The sequence below is a fragment of the Psychrobacter maritimus genome, from assembly GCF_029953575.1.
GTDB classification, from domain to species: Bacteria; Pseudomonadota; Gammaproteobacteria; order Pseudomonadales; family Moraxellaceae; genus Psychrobacter; species Psychrobacter maritimus.
The window spans coordinates 551,749-564,116 of record NZ_CP124526.1 but is presented as its reverse complement, the minus strand read 5'-3'; the positions used below and the strand labels follow the sequence as shown (position 1 = coordinate 564,116).

The window sequence follows — 12,368 nt, the reverse complement described above, 5'->3', positions numbered from 1 at the left end:
ACCTTTACTATCATCTAGCAGCATGAACCATCAGCATATCAACCGTTACAGTGTCTAATTCGATGAAAAGAGAACCAAAATAGCAACACTAAAAACGGCGACAACAGCCATGCTAACAACAAAGATACTTATTATAATGACGACCCTATAAAATAAATAACGGCGTACTGCGTCAATGCATTTGTTCTGTTATAATTTATGGTTGCCTTGCGTGAATGGTTAGCCGCTATACTCAAGCAAATCAATCGAGATTTATTGATAAAATATCAGGCTATGTTATTGAAAGAGTGTCGCTTATCCTTTATGCTCACCTCGCTTTAAATACCTGAACCTAGCACTCTATTTCTCTCATACTAACTGTTATTGATTTATTCATTATCAACTTATCAATTCATAAACGACCGATTCACTGACCGTCCGGGTACTGACTTTATATGAACAAACCGCTCACTCCCGATACCGAACAGGTTAATCGCATATTTACCAGCCGCGTTATTATCCTTGGGCTGTGCATGTTTTTGGGTTTGACGGCTTTGATTGCGCGCTATGGTTATCTGCAAGTCTATGCCCACGATAAGTACACCACCCAAGCCGATAACAATCGCATTAAGCTGATTTCTGCGCCGCCCAGTCGCGGTTATATTTACGATCGTAATGGCGTTATCCTTGCGGACAATCAGCCAGTATTTACTGCCATGCTGAGCCCTGATGAAGTCGAAGACCCAGAACGCACGCTAAATTTGCTCGCGCCTATCTTTGATTTAACAGATGAAAATATCACCGATATCTTGGCTCGCTTAAGCAAAACCAAAAATGACCCTGTGACCATCAAGATTGATTTAACTGAAGCACAATTGGCACAGTTTAGTGAGCGAAAACCCTTTTTTCGTGGCGTCAGTATTCAAAGCAAACTCACGCGCTCTTATCCTTATGACGAGCTGTTTGCCCATGTGATTGGTTACGTTGGACGGATTAACGATAAAGAATCGAAGCAAATCAATAAAGATCGCTATGCCGGCACCGACCTTATCGGCAAGATTGGCATTGAAGATTTTTATGAAGATATTTTACTTGGACAGCCGGGCTATCAGTCCGTAGAAACCGATGCGCACGGCAATGTCATACGCCAGCTCGATACCAAGGCGCCAATCGCCGGTAACGACATCACTCTAAGTTTAGATTATGGCTTACAGACCATTGCTCAGCAGCAGCTTGATGGTCGCCGCGGCGCCATCGTTGCTATCGACCCAAGAAACGGCGATGTATTGGCGTTCGTCAGTAATCCAAGCTACGACCCTAATCCCTTTATCTCCGGTATCTCTTTTAGAGATTATGGTGACCTGCGAGAAGACCTTGATCAACCGCTTTATAATCGCGCGCTACAAGGCACCTATCCGCCCGGCTCAACGATTAAGCCCTTTGAAGGTTTAGGCGGTATTCATTACGGCTTACGTGATTGGGAAACCACCATTTACGACCCCGGTTACTTTAGCTTGCCTGGTGATTCACACCGTTTTCGTGACTGGAAAAAAGGCGGTCATGGTACGGTGGATTTGAAAAAATCTATCGTGATGTCGGTCGATACTTATTATTATAAATTGGCTTATGAGATGGGCATTCAGCGCTTGCACGACTGGATGGTACGCTTTGGTTTTGGCGAACAAACGGGTATTGACCTGCCCAATGAAAAACCAGGCATTATGCCCTCGCCAAAATGGAAAAAAGACACTTATGACAAGGGCTGGCTACCGGGTGAAACCATCTCTGTTAGCATCGGACAAGGGTATTTCTTGGCCACGCCGCTACAGATTGCCAATGCTACTGCCATGACCGCCAATAAGGGCTATCATATCACCCCGCATTTATTAAAAAGCAGCGATGGGGCGGCGGCGGTCGACGTGATTACCAAGCCTGATGGCAAAATCGAATATAACGGTAAACCTTCCGACTGGTTACGTATGCACGATGCGATGGAAGACACCATCAAAGCAGGTACAGGGCGTGGTATTTATACGCCGCGCTATCGCATTGCTGGTAAAACCGGAACCGCACAGGTGAAATCGATTGCCCAAGGTAAAAGCTATAATAAAGCCGCCCTTGATAAACGCCATTGGGATCACGCTTGGTTTAATGGCTTTGCCCCTGTTGAAGCACCAGAAATCGCCCTTGCGGTATTGGTCGAAAACGGCGGCGGCGGTAGTGCCGTTGCGGCTCCTATCGGGCGCGCCTTATTTGATTACTGGATGTTACAGCGTAACACCGACCCTATTTTGCCGCCTACTGCCGATCAATTAAAAGTCATTAAGCGGCAAAAAGCGTTTGAGAAAGCCATGCGTGATGCGGTACGTGATAAAGAACAGGCGCTCGCAGAGCAAGCAGAAGCGCAAGGTACGGAAACAACTACGACCGCTGCTACCTCTGAGTGATGATAGCGTGAGTCAATAAAACGATTGATAAGATGGTTAATAACAGAGTTAATAAGAAAGCGCTATGAATAAAACATCCAGTACGCGACAGCCTAAAAAACCGCTTAAAGCAAAAACAAAAAACAGTGCTGCTGGTGATGTACGTATTATCGGTGGTCAGTTTAAGCGCCGTAGCGTGAGCTTTATCGATGCCGAAGGCTTGCGTCCGACCCCAGACCGCCTGCGTGAGACCTTATTTAATTGGTTAATTGCTGACATTCATGACGCCCAAGTGCTTGATAGCTGCGCTGGCAGCGGTGTTTTAGGCTTCGAAGCATTATCACGCGGCGCGGCGCATACTACCTTTATCGAAATAAATCCGGCACAAAGCAACATGCTGCGCCAAAGCGCCGAACAATTACGCCTCGATACCGCTAATTATCAAATCGTTCAAGGGACCGCCGAGCAAGTACTGACCCAAAACCAAACCCTTCCTCATCATTTTGATATCGTCTTTATCGACCCGCCTTATGCGCAAGACTTATGGCAGCCGATTTTAACGGCATTGATAAAACAGTCCTTAATCTCCACAGAAACGCTGATTTATTTAGAAGCCGATAAAGATTTAACCCTGCAATTGCATCAATTGGTAGCCAGTCTTAACGAGAACTCTGAGCCTCAAGCAGAGACAACGCAAGGCATCATAGGTTTTGAGTGCCTAAAACAGACTAAAGTTGGACAAGTTGTCGCTGGACTTTATCGTCTATCATCGTCATAATTGTCTGGTTAATGAAAACGATTAACAAATTTTACAAATGTTTAAAACCGCTAAAAAACTGGCCAACGCTGCAGTTTAATGTATATAAGGCGAAAATAAACCCCAATGCAGCTTGCAAGCGTAGGCGCTACTGCTTATAATGTGCAGTCTGTTTTTTGAGAGCCCCGTTCCCAGCTAAACTCTCAACGAATTCTAATTTTAAGGTTTTATCATGAAAACACTTAGTGCAAAACCAGCTGAAGTGACCCATGACTGGTATGTCGTAGATGCTGACGGCAAAACCCTTGGTCGCCTAGCTACTCAAATCGCTACACGCTTACGTGGCAAACATAAAACTTGTTATACGCCTCACGTAGATACTGGTGATTTTATCGTTGTTATCAACGCAGAGAAAATCGCGGTAACGGGTAAAAAAGCACAAGATAAAAAGTACTATCGTCACAGTGGTTACCCAGGCGGTATTAAAGAAACCAACTTCACCAAGCTGATTGCACATAAGCCTGAAGATGTTCTACACAAAGCGGTTAAGGGTATGCTTCCAAAAGGTCCTCTTGGCTACGCGATGATCAAAAAGCTGAAACTATATGCGGGTACCGAACATCCACATGAAGCTCAGCAACCTAAAGAACTAGACATCTAAGGATATACTTATGGAACGCAATTACGGAACTGGTCGTCGCAAAACTTCTACCGCTCGTGTCTTTTTAGCTAAAGGTACTGGTGCTATCGTTGTTAACGGCAAACCACTTGATGAGTATTTCAGCCGCGAAACGTCGCGCATGGTTGTTCGTCAGCCTTTAGAATTACTTGACACCCCTACTGCTTATGACCTTTACATCACTGTAAAAGGCGGCGGTATTAGTGGTCAAGCTGGCGCAATCCGTCACGGCATCACGCGTGCATTGATTGAGCTTGATGAGTCTAACAAACCTGCTCTAAAAGCAGCTGGTTTTGTTACTCGTGACTCACGTCAAGTTGAACGTAAGAAATTGGGTCTACGTAAAGCACGTAAACGTCCACAATTCTCGAAACGTTAATCAAAGCTATCTCTTTGCTTTTTACTGCTGCCGTCTTTATCTCAGAGTCGCTATAGCAGTATTAAGCAAAAGAATAGATTTGCAAAACCTTATAAGCTGGTCACAGCTTATAAGGTTTTTTTATGGCTGGTTTTTAGCGATTATTTTTAGCCATGCTTTTTTAACGACAGTTTTTAGCGAGGATTTTTGAATGCTGGTTTTTACCTGTGCCAGTTTTGTGCATAAATCACCTTGCAAAGCCGCGCTCACTGCCTCATCATAATCATAACTTTTATTACCTTGTCCTCATTATGAAAGCCCCCGAACAATACGACCCTAGTAAGCCCGCAAAAACCGATATGCCAGCACCGACTGCCGGTGAGCATAACAATAAACATAGCAAAATGGCTAAGTCACCTGCTATCCCTATCGGCACGCCAACGATTACGCAAACGCATAAGCAAACGGCGCAAGTGGATAAGAAACCCTTTCAATGGCAGTTTTTATTGCCCAAATATTGGGGTATCTGGCTAGTCTTGGCAGTTTTTCTACCGATGATATATCTGCCATTACGTTGGCAGTTTTGGCTAGGTCGTAAGCTGGGTATTTTAATCTACAAAGTTGCAAGCTCACGCAGACGTGATACCTTGATTAACTTAAGATTGGCCTTTCCAGAAAAGCCCGAAGCTGAGCGCGAGCTGATGGCAAAGCAAGTTTTTGTCAATCAAGGTATTGGGGTGTTTGAAACGCTATGCGCTTGGTTTCGTCCCAACATTTTCACCCGTACGGTTTCTATCTCAGGCTTACAGCACTTAGTTAATGCCCAAAACCAAGGTCGTCCTGTGATTTTGCTTGGGGCACATTATACGATGCTCGATCTTGGCGGTATGCTATGTACGCAGTTTTTCCCTTTGGATGGCATGTATCGTCCGCAGAATAACGCTTTGCTCGATTGGTTTATCTATAATGGCCGCACCAATATATTAAGTAAGCAAATAGCCAGTAGAGACATGCGTAGCTTTGTTGAGTCGATTAAAGCAGGCCACGTGATTTGGTACTCACCTGACCAAGATTACGGATTAAAACAAGGCGTCATGGCACCATTTTTTGGTGTGCCAGCAGCGACTATTACCGCCTCACGGCGTATGGCCAAACTGGGCGACAAACAGCATCCGCCTGCACTTATGGCACTGCATACCTATCGGCAAACGCCAGATAGCCTACCAAAGGGCAAACGTCCGCATTATCATTTAACCATTACGCCAGAGCTTGATAATTATCCAAGTGATGACGAGATTGCCGATGCAACGCGCGTTAATGAAGTGCTAGAAGGATTGATTCGTATCGATCCGACCCAGTGGATGTGGTTTCATCGCCGCTTTAAAAACTGCCCTGATGGTCGTACTGATATCTATCGGTAGCCTTTTTTGGCAATAACATCGCGACGAAATTTGCTATACTTTGCAGCTGATATTTTTATTCTGCATATCATTTATATTATTAACTCAGTTATATTAATAACTCATTTACACCAATAACTCACTGATATCAATAATAACGTGAGAAACAAAATAACGGATTTTTCATGAGCACTCAAACTGACGCAGTTACAGACGCAGCTAAAATAGAAAGTAAACGTATCCTAACCGGCATCAAACCGACTGGTACTTTACATTTAGGGAATTACGTTGGCGCGATTCGTCCAGCGATTCAGTCTATCCAAAACAGTGACGACGAAGCGTTTTTCTTTTTAGCAGATTACCATGGCATTATCGGCTGTTATGACCCGGCTATTATTCATGAATCGACCAAGGCCATTGCAGCGACTTGGATTGCCTGCGGTCTTGACCCTGAGCGTGTGACCTTTTACCGTCAATCAGATGTGCCCGAAATACCAGAGCTTGCCTGGATTTTAAACTGCTCATGCGCCAAAGGTTTGATGAACCGCGCGCATGCTTATAAAGCGGCAGTCGACATCAATATGCAAAAAGAAGATGTCGATCCTGACCAAGGTATCAATATGGGTCTATTTGGCTACCCTGTACTGATGGCAGCCGATATCTTGATGTTCAACGCCACGCATGTGCCTGTTGGTCGAGACCAGATTCAGCATGTCGAGATGGCACGTGATATTGCAGGCACCTTTAACCATCGCTATAAGGCTTTATTTACGCTCCCATCTGCGGTTGTAGATGACGATATCCCACTACTGACGGGGCTTGATGGACGCAAAATGAGCAAGAGCTATGGCAATACCATCCCATTATTTGGTGATTCTAATCCGCAAGTCAGCGCCGAAAAGCAGATGCATAAAGCCATTATGAAAATTGTGACCAACTCGCAGTTACCGGCTGAGCCAAAAGACCCTGATGATTCAGCTATTTTCGAGATTTATAAAGCTTTTGCGACGCCTACCGAGATTGCCGATATGCGGGCGCAGTATGCCGCAGGTATTGGCTGGGGTGATGCCAAGCAAGCCCTGTTTGACAAAATCAATAGCGAGATTGCTCCATTCCGCGCGCGTTATGAAGAGCTTATGGCCAATCCAAAAGAGCTGGAAGAAATCTTACAAATGGGCGCAGACAAAGCCCGACGCCATAGTCGTAAGCAACTAGATAAAGCACGCCGTGCGATTGGTATTCGTCCACTTGCTAAGCTTAAGTAAGTCTTTGACTGCTTTAACTTATCGTAATCAAAGCGGATGCTAAGCGTGCAGACTGAGCTAACAAATCAACCAGCGGCTTTAACAAAAGCCGCTTCTCTTGTAGGCGCGTATCAAAACTCTGAACTTATAGATAGCAATGGCGAGCATGATGGCCAACACGAACATTTAGTTGTTAATGATATGGCGCTGCGTATTTATCAGACGCCAGTGCAGCATCTACCAGAAGATTTATATGTGCCGCCGCAAGCGTTTGCCATTTGGTTAGAGCAGTTTGCTGGGCCATTGGATTTTTTATTATATCTGGTCAAAAAAAACAACGTTGATCTGACCCAAATGCCGATATTGCCAATTACGGAGCAGTATTTGGCTTATATCAGTGAGCTGGATACCGAACATTTTGAATTGGCCGGTGACTATCTGCTGATGGCATCAACCTTGATTGCGATTAAAACTGAGCTGCTACTACCAAAGCCCGAAACGCCGAGCGATGAGCGTGATCCAAAAGCTGAGCTGATTGAGCGCCTTGAAGAATATGCGCAAATTAAAGTGGCCAGTCAGCGTTTGGACAATCTGGTGCGTCTTGAGCGCGATGTGTTTTTAGCGATGGTCAGTATGCCCAGTCAAGACATTATGAATGCGGAATTACCCAATTACTCGCTGAACCTTTTAATTGACAGCATATTTAAAATGCAGCTACAGCCCGACTATCAGATGCATACCATAAAAGTTGATGCCGTACCCCTTTCTGACCGTATTGCCAGTATTAGCAGGCAGCTAAGCACGGATGGCGCGCACTCTTTTTATGAGTTACTGGATAAAACTCAAGGTAAGATAGGTGTGGTGGTTAGCTTTGTCGCAGTCTTAGAGCTAATGAAAAGGCAGTTGGTTGGTGTTATAAACGCTGATTTAAAAGGTCACGATATTGCTGCTGACGATGAGTTTGCAGAAAACAGCCACATAGGACAATTAACGTTACAGTGGCTGGCTTAATGCTTAATGGTCTTCTTTAATAGAGAATATGTGCAATGACAGATACGCAGCAGCGACACTTAGAAGAGATGAGCAAGCATATCGAGGTGCTCCTGCACGCCTCTGAAGCGCCTCTTACGGCTAATGTATTAAAGAAGCAGTTATCGTTAAATACTAACGAGCTTGCGCGAGCGTTGGAGATATTACAACAGCGTCTAGATGCTGGTGTACTGACCTTACATGAGACGGCCAGTGGTTATCGGCTACAAATCGCAGATAGCTATAGTCCGTTAATTCAGCGTGTATTCCCGCAGCGACAAGAACGCCTCAGCCAAGCCCTGCTTGAAACGTTGAGTGTCATTGCCTATAAGCAGCCAGTGACACGCGGTGACATTGAGCACGTGCGCGGTGTGACGCTATCGAGTAATATACTGCGCCAATTATTTGATAAAGGTTGGATTGAAGAGAAAGGTTACAAAGAAACCTTGGGGCGCCCTGCACTGCTACATACCACGCCGCAATTTTTAGATGCGTTTGGATTGACCAATCTAGATGAGCTGCCCGCACTGCCAGATATGGAAGCCATCAAAGCGCTGTCTTAGCATCAAAGCATTTTCTTAGTTAGTTTAAAATAAGACCTGCACATTATTCTTACTCCCATAAAAAAGGACAAACCGAATAGGCTTGTCCTTTTTTTGAAACCAGTTTTTAAAGCAAATTTTTAAACCAGTTTTTTTAAATCAGTACGGTTAGATTCACAGTACTGATTATTGATTAATAATATCAACGCCCTTTGGTGGCGTAAATTTAAACTGACTGCTACCGATACTTGGGTTCATTTTGATATCACTAAACTTAATCGTTGTGGTTTGTCCTAAACTATCATTCAATACCATCATCACAGGTTTACCACCGCTAAAGCTCATTGATAAGCTCTTAAAACTGGCACTCTCTGACTTTGGATATAATACATAGTAGTTTTTATTGGCGTATGGCTGAGTGATTTTAAAGTTCTTATCAATTTTGCTTGGATCACCTGACAACAATAGCGCTGGGGTATTACCCACTTGGCTATCGACATTTTGCTTGGTCGCTTGCTCCAAATCCTTATCATAAACCCACATCGAGCTGCCATTTGCCACAATCAGCTGCTCTGACGGTGACTTGGTTTCCCAGCGGAAGTTATTTGGACGCTGGACGCTCATCGTACCCGTAAAAGTACCACTATTTGCGCCTTTGGTGGTTTGGCTAAAGTTAGCGGTCATGCTTTTGGTATTACTTAATAGCTTGTTTAAGCGTTTGGCGGCAGTCAGATTATCAGCAGGAGCAGCCGTTGCCGATTGCGTTAAAGCCATCATCGGCGCGGCAACACCAAGTGAGGTCATCAATACACCCGCTAAAGCACCGCTCATTACTTTTTGTTTTAAAGTTGTTTTGTTAGTCATTTTGTTGGTTAATAAAGTCATTATAAATCCTCTTTTAAATGCAAAATAGCATAAAGATAAAACGTTTTAATTAAAATTTTTGTTTTCAATAAGTGCTTATCTCACGATGCTCAGTTCATAATCAATAAACTTAAACTGACGTGATTAAACAATGCAGACAGTGTGCCAGTTTTTTTATTACACGCCTAGTCATGATTTGCAATCATTACTACCGCTGCCATACACGCTTGTAACCAGTAGCGTTACATAGCATTCACTGTTATTTGTTGTCTGTTTTATATATAAATTAGTGTTATTTAAAAGCAGTTTACGAGCTATTGCTAATGTCATGACCTACTATTTATAATCATTTGTTTTTGATAATCTGCTTTTAATAATAGCCTAGCTCCATAAAAAAACCCTTACTACCAAACGGTAATAAGGGCTTTTTTTAGTCATCAAGCTATTTTAATCTTCGATTAGAATAACCCAGATGGGCAATTATGCGCTTTCAACCATAACATAACGACGGTTGAATTTACCTTTGGTCGCAAACTTTACCACACCGTCATTTAGTGCAAATAAAGTATGGTCACGACCCATGCCAACGCCTTCGCCTGCGTGGAATTCCGTACCACGTTGACGAACGATGATGTTACCAGCTGTGATAGCTTGGCCACCAAAGATTTTAACGCCTAGCATTTTTGGGTTTGAATCACGACCGTTACGGCTCGAACCGGCAGCTTTTTTATGTGCCATGAGAAAATCTCCTTGTTAATGTGACTTATCGCTAATGCGACAACTCTTAAGCATTTAGTGCGCTATTTAGCAGTAATTGCTAAGTGAATAATTAGGCATTAATAGCTTTGATTTTTAACAAGGTATACCATTGGCGGTGACCTTGCTCTTTGTGATAATGCTTACGACGGTTGTGTTTGATGATACGGATTTTTTCGCCGCGACCATGTTCAACCACTTCAACTTCTACGCTAGCGCCTTCAACGACAGGCTGACCGATTTTGACAGTTTCACCGTCAACAACCATCAACACGTCTTCAAATTTAATTGTTTCGCCTTTTTCTGCTTTTAGTAGTTCAACTTTAAGCAATTCATCGACGACTACACGGTGCTGTTTACCACCAGTTTTGATTACTGCGTACATTGTATGACTCCGTTTAACCCGTGTGCCGTGGCTGATATCATACCAACGCTTTTACGACGAACACGACAGGGAAAAATTAAAGGCAAGATTTTACGGCTTTTCGCTCATAAAAGCAAGCCGCATCTCTTGTTTTACTCAGGTGGTAATACCAATAATACTGGCACAAATTTTTGTCTATATTTATATATAAAAATGATGTGATTGATTAACAAGGGTATAAACCACCGCTATTAAGACCACTATCTTTATTCAAGTATAAGACATCAAACCATCATTGGTTAAAATCCAACAGTGGCTATTATAACTTATATAATCAGTTACTTACAGTTTTTTGTAAATATTGGCTTATTATTACCCAATGTGGGTGAATAAATTCCAATCGATACGCTAAATGGCTTAATAAACATCCACTCATTATCTTTTAATTAGACGACCAATATATCAAAATATAGGGCTAAACAGGCGGCTGAATATAAAGACAGCTCTGCATTCTGCTATACTTAAATCAACAATTGACCCAGATAGCTATGCTATTATGCGTCAAACGATAGCCTTACTATCAATACTTGCAATAAGCACTTACTATAAATAGATAGACCGCTATCCAAACCCTCTTTTATTTTCATTGGTATGACGACTCATTATGACCAGTAACTCTTTATCTAACGCCGCTGCAGCATCAACCACACCCTTAACTAACTTAGCAAGCACGCCAAGCAATGCTGAACCCAACCATGCTGACACCCTAAGCTATGCCGATATTCAAAGCATCGTTGCTGATGATTTTGACATTATGGACAAGCAAGTTTTTGGCAGTTTGAATTCCAAAGTTCAACTGGTCATGAGCGTCTCGCAGCATGTGATTAATGCTGGTGGCAAACGTATGCGCCCGCTCATTACCTTATTATGTGCGCGGATGTTTAATGATGAGCCGTCGCAGCAAGCGATGCATTTGGCGGCGATTACTGAGATGCTGCATACCGCAACCTTAGTCCATGACGATGTGATTGACGAATCAGGTCAGCGCCGTGGTAAGCCAACCGCTAATGCCACTTGGGATAATGCCACGGCAGTGCTGGTCGGTGACTATCTGATTGCTCGCGCCTTTAACTTACTGGTTGGGTTTCAGAGCTTACCGTTATTACAAGTGTTCTCAGATGGTACCTGTGATATCGCCGAGGGCGAAGTATTACAGCTACAGCATCAGCACAATCCTGAAGCCACTGAAGCCGATTATCTAAATATCATCGATGGAAAAACGTCGCGCTTATTTATGATGGCGACCCAAGGCGCGGCTATTTTGCAAAATAAAACTGAGCACCTGCAGGCATTGGCTGATTTTGGTCAGCATTTCGGTAATGCTTTCCAAATCGTTGATGACGTGCTCGATTATAGTGGTGATAGCGAGCTGATGGGCAAAAATCTCGGTGATGATTTGGCGGAAGGTAAACCAACGCTGCCAACCATTAAGGCGCTTGAGCTATTAAAAGACAGCGATACCGCAGGCTATGAGCAGTTACGTATCGCCGTGCAAACCGGTAAGACACCAAATGCTGAGCAGCTTATCGAGCTGGTACGTCATTCAGGCTCACTTGAATACTGTAAGCAGCGCGCGTTAGAAGAGACCAAACTTGCCCAGCAAGCGCTTAGCAGCTTACCTGATAACCGCTACCGCCAAGGGTTATATCAATTGACGGAACTTGCCAGCGCGCGTTTAGTATAAAGGCTATTTATTTATCTGATATATCTAGATTTTTATATATTGTCTATATAACAATATTTAAATATATCAGATAACGACCACTTTATTTATTAAAGGTTAAGTTAAGCCTGGCTTTATAATAATAAGACATAAAAGATGAGGAGAGTTTGGCTATGATACTAGCAGCCTCCTCATTACTCATACCAAACGCTGACTTAAGCGCATACGTTTTGCCTCCATATTTTAG

General features: G+C 43.4%; 12 protein-coding genes. 9 read left to right on the top strand and 3 right to left on the bottom strand.

Translation table 11 applies throughout. The annotated features are described in order from the left end of the window. Positions 1-434 precede the first annotated feature (434 nt). The 8 genes from mrdA (at position 435) to scpB (ending at position 8,435) form a co-directional block, all read left to right on the top strand. On the top strand, positions 435-2,426 hold the full coding sequence (gene mrdA / locus QJS82_RS02485; RefSeq protein WP_201619754.1) for a penicillin-binding protein 2: 1,992 nt from the start codon (positions 435-437) through the stop codon (positions 2,424-2,426). Positions 2,427-2,490: 64 nt separating this feature from the next. Then, positions 2,491-3,183 (top strand): 16S rRNA (guanine(966)-N(2))-methyltransferase RsmD, encoded by a 693-nt coding sequence (gene rsmD, locus QJS82_RS02480; protein ID WP_201619753.1) that lies wholly within the window; start codon positions 2,491-2,493, stop codon positions 3,181-3,183. Between the two features lie 211 nt (positions 3,184-3,394). After that, positions 3,395-3,823 carry a 50S ribosomal protein L13 gene (gene rplM / locus QJS82_RS02475; protein WP_183620736.1) on the top strand — a complete coding sequence of 143 codons (429 nt, stop codon included), beginning with the start codon at positions 3,395-3,397 and terminating at the stop codon, positions 3,821-3,823. Between the two features lie 10 nt (positions 3,824-3,833). Beyond that, positions 3,834-4,220, top strand: coding sequence for a 30S ribosomal protein S9 (gene rpsI, locus QJS82_RS02470; protein ID WP_183620735.1), 387 nt, complete (start codon positions 3,834-3,836; stop codon positions 4,218-4,220). A gap of 290 nt (positions 4,221-4,510) precedes the next feature. Beyond that, complete coding sequence (locus tag QJS82_RS02465; protein WP_201619752.1) at positions 4,511-5,620, top strand: LpxL/LpxP family acyltransferase; 1,110 nt, start codon at positions 4,511-4,513, stop codon at positions 5,618-5,620. A 164-nt stretch (positions 5,621-5,784) separates the two neighbouring features. Next, positions 5,785-6,864 carry a tryptophan--tRNA ligase gene (locus QJS82_RS02460; RefSeq protein ID WP_281491118.1) on the top strand — a complete coding sequence of 360 codons (1,080 nt, stop codon included), beginning with the start codon at positions 5,785-5,787 and terminating at the stop codon, positions 6,862-6,864. Positions 6,865-7,044: 180 nt separating this feature from the next. After that, positions 7,045-7,854, top strand: coding sequence for a segregation and condensation protein A (locus QJS82_RS02455; RefSeq protein ID WP_281491655.1), 810 nt, complete (start codon positions 7,045-7,047; stop codon positions 7,852-7,854). A gap of 35 nt (positions 7,855-7,889) precedes the next feature. Beyond that, positions 7,890-8,435, top strand: coding sequence for an SMC-Scp complex subunit ScpB (gene scpB / locus QJS82_RS02450; RefSeq protein WP_201625090.1), 546 nt, complete (start codon positions 7,890-7,892; stop codon positions 8,433-8,435). 165 nt (positions 8,436-8,600) lie between these two features. Here scpB and lolA read toward each other — a convergent pair whose 3' ends face one another. The 3 genes from lolA to rplU all read right to left on the bottom strand — a co-directional run bounded on the left by lolA (position 8,601) and on the right by rplU (position 10,419). Beyond that, a complete protein-coding gene (gene lolA, locus QJS82_RS02445; RefSeq protein WP_281491117.1) occupies positions 8,601-9,299 on the bottom strand; it encodes an outer membrane lipoprotein periplasmic chaperone LolA in 699 nt (232 codons plus the stop codon). Positions 9,300-9,758: 459 nt separating this feature from the next. After that, on the bottom strand, positions 9,759-10,016 hold the full coding sequence (gene rpmA, locus QJS82_RS02440; protein WP_055123782.1) for a 50S ribosomal protein L27: 258 nt from the start codon (positions 10,014-10,016) through the stop codon (positions 9,759-9,761). A gap of 91 nt (positions 10,017-10,107) precedes the next feature. Then, on the bottom strand, positions 10,108-10,419 hold the full coding sequence (rplU, locus tag QJS82_RS02435) for a 50S ribosomal protein L21 (RefSeq protein ID WP_144297745.1): 312 nt from the start codon (positions 10,417-10,419) through the stop codon (positions 10,108-10,110). Between the two features lie 793 nt (positions 10,420-11,212). Between rplU and QJS82_RS02430 the strand changes: the two genes are divergently transcribed. After that, positions 11,213-12,142, top strand: coding sequence for a polyprenyl synthetase family protein (locus tag QJS82_RS02430; protein ID WP_201619809.1), 930 nt, complete (start codon positions 11,213-11,215; stop codon positions 12,140-12,142). Positions 12,143-12,368 lie beyond the last annotated feature (226 nt).